The 17,214-nt window shown below is 61.8% G+C and carries 18 protein-coding genes and 1 other RNA gene; 6 read left to right on the top strand and 13 right to left on the bottom strand.

Annotation, left to right across the window (positions count from 1 at the left end; genetic code table 11):
* Window positions 1-146 precede the first annotated feature (146 nt).
* The 3 genes from modA to ACT8II_RS08220 form a co-directional block, all read right to left on the bottom strand.
* Window positions 147-1,049 carry a molybdate ABC transporter substrate-binding protein gene (modA, locus tag ACT8II_RS08230; RefSeq protein ID WP_443813738.1) on the bottom strand — a complete coding sequence of 301 codons (903 nt, stop codon included), beginning with the start codon at window positions 1,047-1,049 and terminating at the stop codon, window positions 147-149.
* 108 nt (window positions 1,050-1,157) lie between these two features.
* The gene (locus ACT8II_RS08225; RefSeq protein ID WP_118653740.1) at window positions 1,158-1,664 is read right to left on the bottom strand and encodes a MogA/MoaB family molybdenum cofactor biosynthesis protein; all 507 of its coding nucleotides are present in this window, start codon (window positions 1,662-1,664) and stop codon (window positions 1,158-1,160) included.
* Between the two features lie 39 nt (window positions 1,665-1,703).
* On the bottom strand, window positions 1,704-2,981 hold the full coding sequence (locus tag ACT8II_RS08220; RefSeq protein WP_407495512.1) for a molybdopterin molybdotransferase MoeA: 1,278 nt from the start codon (window positions 2,979-2,981) through the stop codon (window positions 1,704-1,706).
* 216 nt (window positions 2,982-3,197) lie between these two features.
* On the opposite strand from ACT8II_RS08220, the gene ACT8II_RS08215 reads away from it, so the two are divergent.
* Window positions 3,198-4,556, top strand: coding sequence for a chloride channel protein (locus ACT8II_RS08215; RefSeq protein ID WP_302743103.1), 1,359 nt, complete (start codon window positions 3,198-3,200; stop codon window positions 4,554-4,556).
* On the top strand, window positions 4,553-5,605 hold the full coding sequence (locus ACT8II_RS08210; RefSeq protein WP_443813735.1) for a diacylglycerol/lipid kinase family protein: 1,053 nt from the start codon (window positions 4,553-4,555) through the stop codon (window positions 5,603-5,605). The genes ACT8II_RS08215 and ACT8II_RS08210 overlap by 4 nt, the downstream gene beginning before the upstream one ends.
* A gap of 71 nt (window positions 5,606-5,676) precedes the next feature.
* Here ACT8II_RS08210 and ACT8II_RS08205 read toward each other — a convergent pair whose 3' ends face one another.
* The 5 genes from ACT8II_RS08205 to ACT8II_RS08185 all read right to left on the bottom strand — a co-directional run bounded on the left by ACT8II_RS08205 (window position 5,677) and on the right by ACT8II_RS08185 (window position 10,296).
* Window positions 5,677-6,255 (bottom strand): xanthine phosphoribosyltransferase, encoded by a 579-nt coding sequence (locus tag ACT8II_RS08205; RefSeq protein WP_118653744.1) that lies wholly within the window; start codon window positions 6,253-6,255, stop codon window positions 5,677-5,679.
* Between the two features lie 53 nt (window positions 6,256-6,308).
* Entirely contained in the window at window positions 6,309-7,280 is a 972-nt protein-coding gene (locus tag ACT8II_RS08200) for an alpha/beta fold hydrolase (RefSeq protein ID WP_443813733.1), read from the bottom strand.
* Window positions 7,281-7,493: 213 nt separating this feature from the next.
* Window positions 7,494-8,036 (bottom strand): nitroreductase family protein, encoded by a 543-nt coding sequence (locus tag ACT8II_RS08195; protein WP_118653746.1) that lies wholly within the window; start codon window positions 8,034-8,036, stop codon window positions 7,494-7,496.
* A gap of 49 nt (window positions 8,037-8,085) precedes the next feature.
* Window positions 8,086-9,003 carry a TIGR02452 family protein gene (locus ACT8II_RS08190; RefSeq protein WP_443813731.1) on the bottom strand — a complete coding sequence of 306 codons (918 nt, stop codon included), beginning with the start codon at window positions 9,001-9,003 and terminating at the stop codon, window positions 8,086-8,088.
* A gap of 12 nt (window positions 9,004-9,015) precedes the next feature.
* Complete coding sequence (locus ACT8II_RS08185) at window positions 9,016-10,296, bottom strand: O-acetylhomoserine aminocarboxypropyltransferase/cysteine synthase family protein (RefSeq protein WP_118654142.1); 1,281 nt, start codon at window positions 10,294-10,296, stop codon at window positions 9,016-9,018.
* Window positions 10,297-10,393: 97 nt separating this feature from the next.
* On the opposite strand from ACT8II_RS08185, the gene ACT8II_RS08180 reads away from it, so the two are divergent.
* Complete coding sequence (locus ACT8II_RS08180) at window positions 10,394-10,834, top strand: C-GCAxxG-C-C family protein (RefSeq protein ID WP_118654143.1); 441 nt, start codon at window positions 10,394-10,396, stop codon at window positions 10,832-10,834.
* Between the two features lie 299 nt (window positions 10,835-11,133).
* On the opposite strand, the gene ACT8II_RS08175 is transcribed toward ACT8II_RS08180, so the two are convergent.
* Window positions 11,134-11,772 (bottom strand): IMPACT family protein, encoded by a 639-nt coding sequence (locus ACT8II_RS08175; RefSeq protein ID WP_302743108.1) that lies wholly within the window; start codon window positions 11,770-11,772, stop codon window positions 11,134-11,136.
* 242 nt (window positions 11,773-12,014) lie between these two features.
* On the opposite strand from ACT8II_RS08175, the gene rnpB reads away from it, so the two are divergent.
* From rnpB to ACT8II_RS08160, 3 genes are all read left to right on the top strand, one after another.
* Window positions 12,015-12,381, top strand: an RNA gene (rnpB, locus tag ACT8II_RS08170) — RNase P RNA component class A.
* Between the two features lie 204 nt (window positions 12,382-12,585).
* Window positions 12,586-13,635 (top strand): inorganic phosphate transporter, encoded by a 1,050-nt coding sequence (locus ACT8II_RS08165; protein WP_294121823.1) that lies wholly within the window; start codon window positions 12,586-12,588, stop codon window positions 13,633-13,635.
* A 42-nt stretch (window positions 13,636-13,677) separates the two neighbouring features.
* Window positions 13,678-14,301, top strand: coding sequence for a DUF47 domain-containing protein (locus ACT8II_RS08160; protein ID WP_443813727.1), 624 nt, complete (start codon window positions 13,678-13,680; stop codon window positions 14,299-14,301).
* A 433-nt stretch (window positions 14,302-14,734) separates the two neighbouring features.
* Here ACT8II_RS08160 and ACT8II_RS08155 read toward each other — a convergent pair whose 3' ends face one another.
* The 4 genes from ACT8II_RS08155 to ACT8II_RS08140 form a co-directional block, all read right to left on the bottom strand.
* Complete coding sequence (locus ACT8II_RS08155; RefSeq protein WP_118654147.1) at window positions 14,735-15,388, bottom strand: DivIVA domain-containing protein; 654 nt, start codon at window positions 15,386-15,388, stop codon at window positions 14,735-14,737.
* A gap of 62 nt (window positions 15,389-15,450) precedes the next feature.
* On the bottom strand, window positions 15,451-15,729 hold the full coding sequence (locus ACT8II_RS08150; protein WP_302741518.1) for a YggT family protein: 279 nt from the start codon (window positions 15,727-15,729) through the stop codon (window positions 15,451-15,453).
* 12 nt (window positions 15,730-15,741) lie between these two features.
* Window positions 15,742-16,482, bottom strand: a complete 741-nt coding sequence (locus tag ACT8II_RS08145) for a cell division protein SepF (RefSeq protein WP_443813724.1) — start codon at window positions 16,480-16,482, stop codon at window positions 15,742-15,744.
* Window positions 16,483-16,521: 39 nt separating this feature from the next.
* A partial coding sequence (locus tag ACT8II_RS08140; RefSeq protein ID WP_443813722.1) for a YggS family pyridoxal phosphate-dependent enzyme occupies window positions 16,522-17,214 on the bottom strand: 693 nt, incomplete at its 5' end.

The following is a 17,214-nucleotide window of genomic DNA, read 5'->3' as shown; positions in this document are numbered from 1 at the left end:
ACCTCCCATCTCGAGGACTTTATTTTCCAGTCCAAGAAATGGGAGGCAGTTCACCGCGATGGCCGCCCCTTCCCTTTTCATGCGCCGTCGCGTTCGTCCCAGCATTCGCGTTCGTCCCAGTATGCCAGAACATTCAGGCGAAGCAGCTATTCGGCAAGCTCGAAGCCGTACTTTGCCCAGATCTTCTGGGCGCCGGCGTCGTTCATGCAAAAGTCGAGGAAGTCCGCGGCAGCCTTGGCATGCTCGCTTGTCAAGGAGACGGCGCCAGGGTACACGATGGGCCTATGCGAATCCTCTGGACACACAAAGGCCTGCTCAATGCCATCGTACCGGAAGATATCAGAGCTATAGACGAAGCCGATGACCGCATCACCGGTCGAAACGTACTTGGCGGCTGTGCCCACCTTGTCGGCCAACGCCACGCGATCGGCGAACTCCGGCGCGTACTCACCGTCGTCACCGGCAGCCCCTGTGTACAGGCCAATGGTAAACAGCGCCTGGTTTGCGTACTTGCCCGCAGGAACCGTGACGGCGTCTCCGATAGCCACCTTGCCGTCGATGTTCGCGAGATCCTCAAGAGAGTCGATCTCGACGTCAGAGCCTTCGGCCTTGGCGATCACGAGGTCATTCACGAACATGTCGAAGCGCGTGTCGTCGTCGACCAGGCCCGCCTCAACGGCGTCATCCATGGTGCCGGTTGAAGCCGTGATGAGAGCATCGACCTGCGCGCCCGCACGCATTTGCTCTATGAGATCGCCGGATGCCTTGAACTGCGTATCGGCGAACGTGACGCCCGTCTTCTCGGTGTACAGCTCTTGCACCTCGGGCATTGCCTTCTCAAGCGAATTGGCGGCGAAAACCTGGAGTTCGACTGCTTCCATGGAGTCCTGGTCGTTTGAGCCCGAATTCGTTGCCGGTGTATCACCGCCGCAGCCCGCAAGGGAGCCGGCAATCAGAACCGTCATGCCCCACGCCACGATAAAGCGGCGAGACCAAAGCCGCGATCCAGCGAACGCGCGGCTACGGGAGCCATCCTTGATCTTCTTCATGCACTGTCCTTTCCCCCTGATATGGATAGGTGGATGAGCCCGTACGTACGCCCGTCCACATTATTCATATTATATTTGCTTGAGAATAATACTCAGTTGAGAATAATGTTAATGACCCCCGCCGCGAGACATCTGCATGGCATGCTCGAGCTGGTCGGCAATGGCCTCCCAGCATTCACGTGCCGCCTTTGTCGACCCGGGAAAGTTAATCACCAGCGCGAGTTTTCCCATGGGCAGACCGTCCTCGCCGCGAACCGCGCGCTGCATACAGCACGCGCGGGAGAGCATTGCGCGGCGGGTCTTTGCGAGCGAATACGAACGGATGGCCTCGGCGATGCCCGGGACGTCGCGCTCGCACACCGCAGCGGTGGCCTCGGGGGTCACGTCACGCGGGGAAAGACCCGTGCCGCCACAGGTGAGCACGATGTCTGCCGCCAGGTCGTCGGTCGCGGTGCGTATGGCGACGGAGATCTCCCTCATGTCATCGTGTACCACGTCGTGTGCGCATACCGACCATCCCGCCTCCCTGATCAGGGACTCGAGCGCCGCCCCCGCCTCGTCCTCGGTGACGTCGCGCGTATCGGAGCACGTGATGATCGCGAATTTGATATCCATGGGGCTCCTCCAAATAGTCTGAATGAACTGGTTGGTGGCTTACAGAACGGTGCCCTCGGGCAGGTCGTAACGAATTACCTCACCCTCATCACCTGCGGTGATGCCCCGCAGGCCATCGGGCACCACGAGCAGGCAATTGCCCCGATGAAGGTCGACGAGCATGGCGGAGTTCTGCGTCGCCGCCTCGGTGGCGACGAGCTCACCCGCCGGATCGCGCTCAACGCGCGCGCGATTGTAGAAGCGACGGTCTTGGCGCTTCTTCACATCGCGCTGGACGCGCGCCTTCTGCACGGGCCTTTGCAGATCGGAGTGGCCGCGCATCTTGCGGATGGCGGGGCGAACGAACAGCTCGAAGCCGATAAACGCGCCGGCAGGATTGCCCGATAGGCCGACAAACGGCACGTCATTGACGAGACCAAAGGTTACCGCCTTGCCCGGACGCATGGAAATGCGGTCGAACAGGACCGTGCCCTCGCGGGCGACGAGCGCTGTCACGTAATCGTAGTCACCCGCGGACGCGCCTCCGGATGTCACCACGAGGTCGCACTCGTCAACCGCACGCCGCACGAGCTCGCAGATGCGCTCTTCGTCGTCAGGGGCGATGCCGTAAAACACCGGCTCCGCGCCCGCGGCAATCGCAGACGCCATGAGCGCGGGAGCGTTGACGTCGCGGATCTGGCCGCGCGCGGGCGCTACCGAGGCATCGACCAATTCCGTCCCCAGGGAGATGATGCCGACGCGAGGCGCGCGGTGCACCGGCACGACGGCGGCGCCGGCGTTGGCAAGCAGACCCGCACCTGCGGACGTCACCACCTCGCCAGCGTGCATGATCACCTCGCCACGGTGCGCCTCGAGGCCGGCGGCGCGGATATTCTCCCCAATCGACGCGGGCCTTCTCAATGCCACGCGCGAACCCTCGTTGCCATCACCCTCGAGAACCTCGACGATCTCGTACTTGACGACAGCATCGAGCCCCTCGGGGACCGGAGCCCCCGTCATGATGCGCACGGTCTCCCCAGGGCCGACGGTCCCCTCGAATACATGGCCCGCGGCCTCATGCCCAACCACATTGAGCACCACGGGATGCCCCCCGTCGGCATCGAGCAGGTCCTCAGCGTGCACCGCGTATCCGTCCATGGCGCTGTTGGCGAAGGGCGCTAAGTCGATATCGGTCGCGACGTCGCGCGCCAAGGGGAGCCCCGCTGCCCTCCAGCAGGCAATCTCCTCTATCGGCGTTGGAACGACGTGGCGCAGGACGACGTCCAACGCCTCCTCCACCGTGAGCATGTGCGCATCGGGGTTGAAGTCTTGTGCCATAAAGTCCCTTCCTCACCATATCCCGGGTGCCGCAACGCCCGCCGCAAATCGAAAGACGATTGAGCCGCGCCGCCGCAACGGCGAGGGCACATGCGATGCCGCCCGTTGTATTCTCATTAGAGAATAGTTCAAGCGCGGTCGTTTGCCTATCGGCGACCAAAGATGGCGGCGTATACTGAAACGCATTTACACCCCAAACACCCAAGGAGGATGACCATGCCCAAGCAGGCGCTCAAAGCGGCGCGAGGCGAACTGCGCCGCGGGTCTCGCGAACTCGCCTTCGATGCTCGGCGCAACGCGGGAAACGCGCGGGCGAGCTTTCGCGTCCTGGTACTCAGCGCGCTGGTCGCCGCACTCATGGGAGTCGCCGGATGGGCTTTCCTCGCCGCGCTACGACTCGCCACGGACGCACGCGAAGCCCATCTGTGGCTCTTCGGACTGCTTCCCCTTGTCAACCTCGCCACCGCCTGGCTCTACCGCAACCACGGATTGCGTGCCCAGCGCGGCAACAACCTAGTCATCGACAGCACCATAACCGGCACACCCATCCACGGCCGCATGGCGCTGCTCACCTTCGCCTGCTCAACCGCCACGCACCTCGCAGGCGGATCTGCCGGTCGCGAGGGAGCGGCAGTGCAGATGGGCGGCACCATCGCGAGCAACGTCGCCACGGTGTTCCGCGTGGAGGGCCACGACCGGCGCGATCTCATGATGGCGGGTATCTCCGCTGCATTCGGGGCGGCGTTCGGCACGCCGCTCGCCGGAGCCTTCTTCGGCATGGAGATGTGCTTTGTGGGCAAACTCGACTACAGCGCCGCCCTCTACTGCCTCACCGGGTCATTCATCGGGAATGCCGTGAGCCGAGCCCTTGGCAGCCCTTTCGCCTTCCAAACGATCTCGCGCGTCCCACCGATGGATCCAAGCGTCTTGGCCGTCGTCATCGGCGCCGCCGTCGCGTTTGGCCTCGCCGCCCGCCTCTTCACGTTCTGCATCCGCACGGTCAAGCGCCTCTACGCTCGCTTCTTCGTGAATTACCTCGCAGCCGCAGGAGCAAGCGGCATCCTCCTCGTCCTCCTTTTCCTCGGCCTTGGCCTGCATCGCTATGGCGGCCTCTCCGAATGGATGGTCCCCGCGGCATTCGAGGGCAAGACCACCCTCTTAGACCCGGTCTTGAAACTCGTCATGACCGCACTCACCGTGGGGGCGGGATTTCAAGGCGGCGAGGTGACGCCCCTGTTCGGCATCGGCGCTTCCCTCGGCGGCTGGATCGGATCGGTCACGCTCGGAGATCCCAGCCTTATGGCCGCATTGGGCATGGTGGGGGTTTTCGGCGCGGCGCTCAACGTTCCCATCACCACCATCATGCTCGGTATCGACATGTTCGGAGCGAGCGCGGGTGCGTACTTCGTCATCGTGGGCTTTATGAGCTATCTCATCGCCGGACACCACGCCGTGTACCCCGCACAGCGCATCGTCACCCCCAAGAGGCGATCGCTCAAGGAGGATACGGCCCTCACCGTAGAAGGCGCTTACGAACGCCATCGCCAGGAGCTCGAGGAGATGATCGACGAATGAGGAACGCCCGGCTCGAGTCACTTGGACATGCGCTCATCATCGTCAACCCCGTTGCGCAAAGTGGTGCGGCAGCAGGGGCTGCAGAGCGCCTCAAGCGCTTCCTCACGATGTACTGCCACCGCGAGGCATTCGACATCGCCCAAACCGAACGCCCCCGACATGCGACGGAGCTTGCGGCCGTGGCGTCAGAATTCGACACCGTGCTCGCACTCGGCGGCGACGGTGCGGTGCACGAGGTAGCCAACGGCCTTATGCAGATCCCGGCGGCGCAGCGGCCCATGCTCGGGGTCGTGCCGGTCGGGTCGGGGAACGACTTTGCGCGCACCCTCGGGCTGACCGACATCACCGATGTCTCCGGCACCGATTTCTCCGCCCTGCTCACCAGCGAACCCACCGTCTGCGACATCATGCGCATCACCTACGAGACGAGCGGCTCAGGGGCACCCCGCAGGGTTGTGGAGTACGCCGTCCAGACTGCCTCATTTGGGCTCGATGCCGCCATTGCCATCGACACGCACACCATGCGAAAGCGCACGGGGCTCACGGGAGCACCGCTTTATATGGCGAGCGGACTCAAAGCGTTCGGGCGGAGCTATCGCGACTATCCCGTTCGCGTTCGATTTGACGATGGTGAGACTCGGCACTTGCGCACCATCGTATTCGCGATCCAAAACGGGCCGACCTACGGATCGGGATTCAACATCTGCCCGCGCGCCAGCATCTCCGACGGATTGATCGATGTATGTTACGCCTCCGGCCCCGTGCCGCGCGCCGTGGCGCTGCCAGTCTTCCTTTCTGCCAAGAACGGCCGCCACGTTGGAAGCAAACACGTGCATATCGAACGCATCAAAAAGGTCGACCTTACATTTTCCGCAGGCGACTACCCCATCCAGCTCGACGGCGAGCAAATCCGCGCCAAGAGCATGCGCATCGAGGTCGTGCCCGGCGCACTCAACGTGTTGCAGCCGCTCGATATCGGCCATGCGGAACCCATCGCAACAGCCGAGGCGCCAAAACGCCCCGAAAGTTCACTCTCGGGGCGTCAATAAGGTAATTATGAGCAAATCGCGCTTCGAAAGTTCACTCTCGCGTCTCTAGCGCGGATCGATGGCGGGGAGCCTTACGCAAAGACGATCTCGCCCGTCTCGTCGTCCATGCCGGCAATGCGGGCGAGGCTCTCCACGCGATACCCGCGGGCGCGCAGCTTGTCACCACCACCCTGATAGCCCTTCTCGATGGCGATGCCGATGCCCGCGACCTCGGCTCCGGCGCTCTCGCAGATGGAGATGAGCCCCTCGAGCGCGCAGCCGTTCGCCAAAAAGTCGTCGATGATAAGCACGCGATCCCCGCTCTCCAAAAAGCGGCGACCCACGATGACCGGATACTCCTTTTGCTTGGTGAACGAGTAAATGGTGGTGGAATACTGCTCGCCGTCCAAGTTGATGGACTGCGCCTTCTTGGCGAACACCACCGGCACATTGCCAAAGTGTCGCGATGCGCAGCATGCGATACCGATGCCGCTTGCCTCGATGGTGAGAATCTTGTTGATGCCAGCACCCTCGAACAGGCGCGCCCACTCGGCACCCATGTGGTCGAAGAGCTCAACGTCGCATTGATGGTTCAAAAACGCGTCGACCTTAAGGACATTGCCGGCCTTGACGATGCCGTCGCGTACAATGCGCTCCTCGAGCTCCCTCATGAATACCCTCCTATGGTCTGCAGATTTCACAGCAGGATACCACGAAGGCAGGGCTACAGTCCCTGGCGTTCCAGCCATGTCAGGATATCGCGGTGGACCTCGTCTTTGATGGGCTCATTCAGTATCTCGTGACGCATGCCGGGATACAGCTTCTCGCTCACGCGCTCGATGCCCGCACGGCGATACATCTCCACGGCGCGATGCACGCCCGCCCCACACGCGCCAACCGGATCTTCGTCGCCCGAGATGAACATCAACGGCAGGGCATGCGGTAGTTTTCGCGCCAAACGGGGATCGGTCGCATCGGACACGAGGCTCGTGAGCGTGTGATAGGCACCGACCGTGAACGGTTGCCCGCACAGGGGGTCGCGCTGATACTCCGCGACGACCTCGGGGTCGGTCGCCAGCCAGTCGACGTCGGTCTTGGCGCCCTTGATCGCCTTGCCATACGCGCCCGCGCCCAGCCCATCGACAAAGGAGCTCACATATCGCTCCCCGTGCTTTTTCGCAAGCGACCGCGTGAGTGCCCTGCCGGCGCTCGACAGAGCGCGCGCCTGATGTCCCGTTCCGCACAGCACCGCGGCCCGAACGCCAAAGGCATGGCGGGTGAGGAACACGCGTGTGACGAAGCTTCCCATGGAGTGGCCGAAGATCACGTAGGGAATGCCACTCACACGCATATCGCATTGGACCGACAAGCGAGCGAGGACGGTCTCGCGCAAGGTCTGGACGTCGGCTATGAGCACATCCTCCCCCGCCTCAAGCGGCATGTGGCCCAGATCTTCGGCGCTGGAAACGGTCTTGCCATGTCCTATATGGTCGTTGGCGCACACGACGAAACCCTGCTCGCACAGAAACGAGGCGAACCCCGCATACCGCTCGACGTGCTCGGACATGCCATGAACGAGCTGGATGAGGCCGCGCGGAGCCTCTCCGCCCGAGGCGACCTCGTCTGGCTCCCAAACGAGCGCGCAGATGGTTGATTCCCCATCGCGGCTGGCATAGTTCAAGGTGGTTGTCTTCATGTTGGGAGCTCCTGTGCGATCGATGTGGACTGCGATGTGCACGCATCGACCTTCTTGTACCCCACGCGGCACAAGGGATATCCAGCCATCCGCCAGCGGCGAGATCCGCCCTGTGCAACGCATCCGATCGGGGCGCAAACGCGCCACCCATCCAAGCACAACAGCCTCCCCCGCATGCGGGAGGAGTCCAGCACGAGCAGATGCACGGCGCGGTTACACTTCCAGCGGAAGGAAACGAAACTCGCTCATGGGAATGGTGCGCGCCTCACGCGCCTCAGCGTCGGCAATCTGGTCTGCGGCATACCCAATAGTGAGCATGTGCACCGGATACAGATCCGAAGGAAGGCCGAACTCGTCGATGGCGACGCGCGGATCGAAGTGACACACCCAGCAGGTGGACAGACCGAGATCCTCTGCCTGCATCATCATCTGGTCAACAACGATGCTCGAGTCGATATCGCCCGAATCCATCTGGTCATACTTGCGCACCCAGGCGATGTCGACCTTTTCGCACACCACGAGCACGAGCGGTGCGCCGAAGACGCTACCGTCTTTGGCGAAGTGCTTTGCCGCAATCCCAGCCTTCTCACGCAAGCGCGGGGTATCGCAGACGAGCACGCGCGTGGGATGCTTGTTGCAGGCGGACGGCGCGATACGCCCCGCCTCGAGAATCGCGGAAAGCTTTTCGGGCTCGACCGCACGGTCCTCATAGGAGCGGCAAGAGTAGCGGGCGCGCGTCAATTCGGAGTAGGACATACTGCCTCCCAGGGCATCGTGATGGAAACGGTTGTGCCGCCGAAGCGAACTACAGGTATTTGCGCCAGTCGTCCTCCCCTTCGTCTTCCTCTTGAGCCTCCGCCTCTGCCGCCGCAGCGGCGCGTTCAGCGGCGGCCTCGGCGTAGCTCACGGCGTTCTTCTCGGGAAATGCAGCGAAGACATGCTCGAAATGCTGGAGGTTCTCGTTGAACCGATCGCGCGAAACGGCGAAGATGGCGAGCTCGATGGCGTGCGTGCCCCGCGCAAGTTCCTCGCGGAACAGCTCGGCGACCGTATCGGCGTCCCAACCGAACACACCGCAACCCCAGGCACCGAGCACGACCTTCTTATGCCCAAGCATATCCACCACATCAAGCGCAAAGCGGATGCGCTCGCGCATGGCGCGCTCGAGGACGCCTTCCTTGACGCCATACTCCTCGCGCGCGCGGCGGGCATTGGGAGCGGCGATCACGAGCACATCGGCGTACGCGTGGATCTTATCGCGCGCGAAACGGACCTTGGGAACCACGAGACCGCGGTTTCGATACAGCTCGCAATTGATGTTGCGACGACGATTCTCGCCATACCAGTCACGCTGGGATTCGAGCACGTTGTAGAGGAAAGACTCAGAGCAGAGCGCCTCCTCCTGTGCCCAAGCGCCGCGAATGTAGCCACCACCCGGGTTCACGAACGAGGCGAAGTCGAGCACGGCGAGATCGCAGTACTCCGCGCGGCCGCGGCCGTTCTCGAGGATCGCGGCGACGGAGTCGGCGTCGACCACGCGCACCTCGGGCGCGCATCCGGTGACCTCGACGGAGACGGGTGCCTCGACGCGGCGCACACCGGCCGAACTCCGCTCGATTTCCTTGCCGAAGCGCACGGCCACCTGCTCGGTATGGCGCTCGGCGGCGGCGGCGCGCGCCTGCTTGCGGGGGTTGCTCCGCTGGCTCCCTTTGTGTTCCACCATGGATACCCCTCCCTACAGGCTCGCGAGCGCCTGCTCGACGTCGGCAATCAGGTCTTCGGTGGACTCGATGCCGCAAGACAGACGCACCATATCGGGCGCGATGCCGCACGCCTCGAGCTCGGCGTCGTTCATCTGGCGGTGCGTGGCGTTCGCCGGATGCAGGCAGCAGGTGCGCGCGTCGGCCACATGCGTGGCGATCTGGGCGATTTTGAGGCTCTTCATGAACTGCTCGGCAGCGGCGCGGCCGCCGGTGAAGCCGAAGCTCACGACGCCGCAGGAGCCGTTCGGCAGATACTTCTGGGCGAGGTTGTAGCACTTGTCGCCGGGAAGGCCCGGGTAACGCACGAAGCGCACGGCGGGATGGTTCGACAGGAATTCCGCCATGGCCTGGCCGTTCTTGCAGTGCTGCGGCACGCGCACATGTAGACTTTCGAGACCAAGATTGAGCAGGAAGGCGTTCTGCGGGCTCTGAATGCATCCGAGGTCACGCATGAGCTGGGCGGTTGCCTTGGTGATGAAGGCACCGCCTTGGCCGAATTTCTCGACGTAGGTCACGCCGTGGTAGGTCTCGTCGGGGGTGGTGAGGCCCGGGAACTTGTCGGCATGGGCCATCCAGTCGAAGTTGCCCGAATCAACGATGGCGCCGCCCACTGCGGCGCCGTGGCCATCCATGTACTTGGTGGTGGAGTGGGTCACGATGTCGGCGCCCCACTCGAAGGGACGGCAGTTGATCGGCGTGGGGAACGTGTTGTCCACGATCAGCGGCACGCCGTGGGCGTGAGCCGCAGCGGCGAAGCGTTCGATATCGAGGACCGCGAGTGCAGGGTTGGCGATGGTCTCGCCGAACACGCACTTGGTGTTGGGTCGGAACGCCGCCTCGAGTTCTTCGTCGCTCGCGTCAGGCGCCACGAAGGTGCACTCCAGGCCCATGCGGCGCATGGTGTGGGCGAGCAGGTTGTAGGTGCCGCCGTAGATGGCGGAGCTTGCCACCACGTGGTCTCCCGCGCCGGCGATGTTGAAGACGGCGAAGAAGTTCGCCGCCTGGCCGGAGCTCGTCAACATGGCGGCGGTACCGCCCTCGAGTTCGGCGATCTTTGCGGCCACGTAGTCGTTCGTTGGGTTCTGCAGGCGGGTGTAGAAGTAACCCGACTCCTCGAGATCGAACAGGCGGCCCATATGCTCGGAGGTGTCGTACTTCCACGTGGTGGATTGGTAGATCGGCACTTGGCGGGGCTCAGCGTCCCCGGGACGGTAGCCGCCTTGCACGCAGGTCGTTCCGATATGCTCGGCCATGGGCTCTCCTTCGCTCGCATCGACACGGCGAGCAGCCGCATCGTTTCATAGATAGGTAAAATGGTATACCGTTCACCGCAAACGCGAAGGAAGAACCATGGCAATCAATAAATCGGTTACTTTGACGGATCGTGAGGCGCTGAAGAGGGCCGCCGCGGACTATCACGCGCGCGGCTTCAACTGCGCCCAATCCGTGATCTGCGCCTTTGCACCGGCGCTCGACATCGACGAGAAGGCGGCATTCGCCCTCTCCGAGGGGTTCGGTGCCGGCATGGGCGGCATGTCGGAGACCTGCGGGGCGATCTCGGGCGGCATCATGGCGCTCGGCCAGATAAAGAGCTCAGGTTTCGACGCTCCAGGCAGCAAGGGGGCCACGTACCGTCTCGCTCGCGCGTACTGCGATGCGTTTAGGGAAAAGAACGGCTCGACCATCTGCCGCGAGCTCAAGGGCGTGGGCGGGGACGCTGGTCCGCTGCGCTCTTGCGCCGGTTGCATCGACGACGCCATTGATCTGTTCGTGGACATTATCAAGGGGTAACCGCCTCAGACCGTGCTTTGTTATCCGCACGATCGAAACGCAAAAGTCTGCGTAACTGGCTAAAAACTACCGATTTGTATCGCTTGATCCGCCAAGCGTCTACGTTCAGAACAATTGAGCGCAACAAAACTGCAGGTTGCATGGGCGCAAAACGACTGAAAGGCCCATACGCAACACAACGAGGCTTGCCTGAAGCGGCATTTCGAGACGAACCGGGCGGTTTCACCGCGCCTCTCGATACAAATCGGTAGTTTTTAGCCAGTTACGCGGTTACCCCAGATGGGAATCCAGGGCAGAACTTAAAACTCGTCGAAATGGGGGCTTCCTATCTCGATGCGCTCGCGCCCAGCCATGAGCTCGGTGAGCTTCGGCGCAAGCGCGAGCTCCTCGCCTTCCCGATACACGGCGTGGATAACGACCTCGTCGGTGTAGTCAGTCGCGGTGACCTTGCCGCGCGTATCGGCAATCTTGCGCACAACTTGCTCGTATTGGGGATATGCAACAGTAATGTCGACCGCCACCACACTCGTCATCTCTACAATATCGCCCGCCTGGCGGGCGGCCTCGACCGCCGCCTGCGCAGCAGCCGTATAGGCGCGCACCAGACCGCCCGGCCCCAGCAGCGTACCGCCAAAGTAGCGCGTGGTCACGCAGCAAACGTCCTTGAGCCCCGCGCCGCGCAGCACCTCGAGCGTGGGCATGCCACTTGTCCGCTGCGGCTCCCCATCGTCGCTTGCGCGCTCCGTTCCATCCACCAAGATAAATGCGGGGACGTTGTGACGAGCGTCATAATGCCGCGCTCGGACTGCAGCTTGATGCGCCTGCGCCTCCTCAACCGACTCGACATGGACCAGCTGGGCGATGAACCTGCTCTTGCGATCCTCGAACTCCCCGGTGACCTCAGCCCCCGCCCTCAACGTGAAATAACTCTCCGCCATAACCCCTCACAACCGTGCCCAATAATATATAAAGGCTTCTTTCGTCTTTTTCATTACACCGTATTGAACCACAGCTCCCTGGACCGGCGAACAGCGCGGCCGCATCTTCCACGCGCAGTTCCGCACGCAAAGGAGAGCCCAGTGGGCTCTCCGTCTTGCGCGGGATTGTTTGAGCACGGACGATGTGGGAGTGCGGGAGAGGGGGAACAACTCCTCGAGCTCATGGTACAATACCTCCTCGCGAAGCGGGCCAGACGATCGCGCGACCAGTCACTACGTGGCAGGCGTGAGGAAAGTCCGGGCTCCATAGGGCAGGAAGCTGGTTAACGGCCAGGCGGGGCGACCCGACGGATTAGCGCCGCAGAAAAGAAGACTCCCGCTGCCCGCATTCATGCGGGTGAGAGAAAAGCTGAAACGGTGGTGTAAGAGACCACCAGCGTCGTGGCAACACGGCGGCTTGGCAAGCCCCTTCCGGAGCAAGCGCGAATAGGAGCGCCATGGGCCGGCCCGGCCCGCGCTCGGGTAGCGTGCGAGGAACTGCACGGCGACGTGCAGGCGAGATAAATGATCGTCCACGACAGAACCCGGCTTATCGGCCCGCCTTCGCCCCTTTGAGGATCATCTTGCCGACTCCCCCTCTGACTCCCCTCTCAAAATGCGTGGCCCGTCCCACCAGACCTTGTAGCTGGTTTTTCCTTACAGAAGCCTTACATACCGTTCGTGCTTCAGCTCCGTGTCATGTGTTTGTAAGGAGTAGAATAACAAGGCTGTGTAAACGGGCGCGTTCGCGCGCCGAACGGGAATGTGGTATCAGTGGACGTATCCTTCTCCTATTTCATTGCGCAAGTCTTTTCAAATCCAATACTTGCCATGACGGTCCTGCTCACGCTGGGCGTCATCTTCGTAAATGGCTGGACCGACGCGCCCAACGCCATCGCGACCTGCGTCACGACGCGCTGCCTACCGCCCAAGACCGCAATCATCATGAGCGCCATCTTCAACTTCCTCGGCGTGTTCATCATGACGCACATCAACGCGAGCGTGGCTTCGACCATCTCCAACATGGTCGACTTCGGCGCGAACACCCAGATCGCGCTCATAGCGCTGTGCGCTGCGCTGTTCTCCATCGTGGTGTACTCCGTGGGCGCGAGCATCTTCGGCATCCCCACCAGCGAGAGCCACAGCCTCATCGCCGGCCTCACCGGCGCGGCGATCGCCCTGGGCGGCGCAGACGGCGTCAACATGAACGAGTGGGTCAAGGTCCTCTATGGCCTCGTCCTCTCCCTCGGCCTCGGCTTTGCCATGGGCTGGGTCGTCTGCAAGGTGGTCACCCTCCTCTTTGCCTCGACGGACCGCCGCAAATCCAACACGTTCTTCCGCTGGGCCCAGATCGCCGGCGCCGCCGGCATGAGCTTCATGCATGGAGCCCAGGACGGGCAGAAATTCATCGGAGTCCTGTTCCTCGGCGTCGCCTTCTGCAACGGTCAGTCCTCGGTTGACAACATGATCATCCCGGTGTGGCTCATGCTGCTGTGCTCCGTCGTCATGGGCGTGGGCACGTCCGTCGGCGGCGAGAAGATCATCAAGTCCGTGGGCATGGACATGGTCAAGCTCGAGAAGTACCAGGGCTTCTCCGCGGACCTCTCCAGCTCGCTGTGCTTGCTGCTCGCGACCCTTACCGGCATCCCGGTTTCCACCACGCACGTCAAGACGACCGCGATCATGGGCGTGGGCGCGGTTAAGCGTATCTCCGCCATCAACTTCGGCGTGGTCAAGGACATGCTGCTCACCTGGGTGTTCACCTTCCCCGGTTGCGGCCTCATCAGCTTCCTCATGGCAAAGCTGTTCTTGTTGTTTATCTAAGACGAAACGGGCAAACCGAACCATCTTCTGAAAGGACCGATCATGGCCAAGAAAAACGACGCCTTCTACTTTGACAGCTTCGCCAGCGCCGCGGAGCTCGCATGCAAGGCAGCCCAAAAGCTCGACGAGATCATGCGTCATTTCGATCCCGCCACCATCGAGGAGGCCGTCGCCGAGATGCACGAGATCGAGCAGGAGGCCGACGAGATCGTCCATACGGTCAACGACGCGCTGATCACCGCCTTCATCACCCCCATCGAGCGCGAGGATATCGCCACCCTGAGCAACAGCATCGACGTCGTCATCGACCGCATCGAGGGTGTCCTGCACCGCATCTACTTCACTAGCGTTCAGGAGATCTACCCCGCCGCGCTCGAGATGTCCGCCAAGGTCATGCGCGCAACTGAGCAGATGCACGACCTGGTACTCGAACTTCCGCAGTTCAAGCGCTCCAAGAGCCTGCGCGAGCACGTGGTAACGGTAAATACCATCGAAAGCGAGTGCGACGACATCTACATCGCTGCGATGCGCGGCTTGCACACCGCGGACCTTGACCCGCTGACCGTCATCTCCTGGCGCGATGTCTATACGTTCCTCGAGTACTGTGCCGACTCCTGCGAGTTCGTCGCCGACACCGTCGAGTCCATCGTGATGAAGAACAGCTAAACGAACGAGTGCTCGACACATGCCGAGCAGGATTAAGAGATCTGAAGCTCAAGTTTCCGCGCGCTAGCGCGTTGCCGCAGAAACTTGAGCTTTTTCGTATTAGTTTTCGAAAGTAACAAGTAGAAGACGACGAACATTCGTTAAAACACCAGCAAATGGCTGGATGAAAACCCACTATACATCGACTTTTTATAATTCAATACGAAAAAGCTGAACTTTGAGCAGTGCACGATTCAACAGATGGGCATCTGCATATCAAGTCGGTCATACAGTGTCCACATGCCTCGATATTTCAAATTATGTCTCTACAACGCAGCGAGCCCACGCCATATGGCACGGGCTCACTTTCAACGATGGTGAAATCAAAGTGTCGCACTGCATCTCAGACCGAGCGACCGCTTAAATCAATTCAAGTCTCAACCCAGGCAGATGTCTAGTCTAGATCGTCGGAGCCGAAATTCGGGAGCGGTGCGAACGGGTCGTCGACGGGCATCGGCTCAGGGGCCGGTACGGACACGGGCTCAGCAACAACGGCCTCGGAACCCGTAGGGGTGCCCATGAGCAAATCGGCAGGGAACTCATTTTGAGCCTCATCCATGAAGTGCTGGATCAGCTTGAGGTACTCGGCCTTGAACTCCTCACGGGAAGCCTTGAGACGATCGATCTCGTTGATCTCATTCTGCTTCTCGGCGAGAGCCTGACGAATGACCTCACGAGCCTTGGCGTCGGCTTCGGCGCGAATGCGGTCGGCGTTCTCGCGAGCGTCGGCGACAATGTTGTCGGCAGACTGCTGAGCCGCGATGAGCGCAGCGGAGATCTGGCTTGCCGTAGCCGTGTACTCGGGATTCGCAACGGGCGCAGGAGCCGGTGCAGCCACGGGAGCCGGAGCAGCCTGAGCCTGGGTCTGGGCGGCCGCGAGCTCCTGCTCAGCTGCCGTCAGACGCGTCTTGAGATCAACGATCTTGTTGAGCATGGCGTCGACCTCAGAGGCGAGCCTCTCAAGGAAAACGTCGACCTCGGCGGGATCGTAACCGCGCTTGGCCTCGGAGAAGGTCTGCGCCTGGATGTCAGCGGGAGTAATTGCCATGAGTCAATCCTTTCGTACGCGAGGGGCACCAACTGGGGGTGCGCTCCGCTCGGCGTCAATCGCTACAATAATAACCTTATTATGAGGTTCTCCAGCAGATTCAACACAAGTATCGCAAGAACGGGAGACCAGTCGATTCCCCCCATGGGAGGCAGGAATCTACGGAACAGGTTCAGATACGGTCCGACGATGCTCTGCAGAACCGCACCGATGTCCTCCATGAGACCACCGGAACGAATGGGAAACCAACTGAGCAGGCAGTAGGCCAAAACCAAAAAACTGTAGAAGTTGAACAGCGTCTGAACAAGTCGTGCGATGGTAAGGGCGTTAATCGAAATCACGTCAGGCGGCTCCTACTGCTTAAGATAGCCATCTTTGCGGAGGTTGGCGAGATCGGTCTGTTTGACCTCGCAGCCCTGCGGCAAAACAATGAATACACGGTCGCCCACCTCGCGAACGCTCGCTCCAGATCCACAGGCGAAACCGTAGCTGAAGTCGAGGACGCGCTTGGCGACCTCGGTGCGCACACCCGCGAACACGAGCGCGACGGGCTGACGCGTGCGGACGCGGCGAACGACGGTCTCGACATCATCGTAGCTTTCGGGACGCAGAGCGTACGCGGGGAGCTGAGGCGTGCCTTCGAGCACGGCGCTTACACGGGCTTCGGTGGACGTTGGAGCGGCGGGAGTCGGCACGGAGCTCATCGCGGCGCGCTGCGACTGCGCCTGGGCATAACTGGAGGGCGTATCATAGGCGCCCGGGCGATAGGCACCATCGCGGCCGGTTGCCGTGGGGGCGCCATAGGAGCTGGCATGACGATCCGCCTCGCCGACCAGCTGGCCGGAACGTGTGTACACGGCAACGGACTCCGCCTCGCCACGGCGCGTCTGACCGAGCATGCCGTTCCCGGAATCCGAGGGCTCGTAACCGCGGTAGGTATCCTGTGCGGGCTGTCCGTATCCCGCCGGGTAATCCTCGTAACCGGCATCGCCGTCTTCGCCATAGTAATCGTCATACTGATCATCGCCGTACGGCTCCGAGGCGCTACCGCGCCCTGCGCCAAAACGGCTCTTGATATCATCGAAAAAGCTCACGTCTCTACCTCTCTTCGCGCCTTGTATGGGCGTACCCGCCTATCTTACTGCAAAGGATGGGTCAAAGACCACACGCCCGAGTCGAACGATGGTGGAACCCTCCTCAAGCGCCACCTCGAAGTCCTCGCTCATACCGCACGAAAGTTCCGAAAGCGGCAGGCCGCTCTCCCGCGAAAGCTCGTCACGCAAGTCGCGCAAGCCGGCAAAACACGCACGAGCCGTATCTTTATCCCCACGGGGAGCCATGGTCATAAGCCCCTTGATGCGGATTCCACAAAGACCCTGCAGTTCGTTGAACTCACGGCGAAGATCCGCAGGAGAAAATCCCCCCTTTGTCTCCTCGCCGCTCACGTTCACCTCGATAAGGACGTCTTGCGGTACGTCGAGTTCGCCAGTCTCCATGCGACGCTCCACACGCGATGCAACGGCGCATGCGAGGTGCAGCGAGCCGATGGAGTGGACGAGGCCGACACGCCCAAGTACGGCATTAATCTTATTCGTCTGAAGATTCCCGATCATATCGAAGCGCACGTCGGGCAGGTCGTGAACAGCCGAGAGTCCTTCGAGCTTGCGATTGAGTTCCTGCGGTCGGTTCTCTCCGAACACGCGATACCCGGCGTCGATCGCAGCGAGAACCTCCCCCACCCCAACCGTCTTCGACACCGCCACGAGGGTCGCGTCACCGGACGTACGGCCGCTCACTGCCAGTGCCGCATCCATACGCGCGAGGAT

The organism is Collinsella sp., from assembly GCF_052346665.1.
Lineage (GTDB): Bacteria > Actinomycetota > Coriobacteriia > Coriobacteriales > Coriobacteriaceae > Collinsella.
The sequence above is the reverse complement of the archived record's forward strand: the minus strand, read 5'-3'. Positions and strand labels throughout refer to the sequence as shown.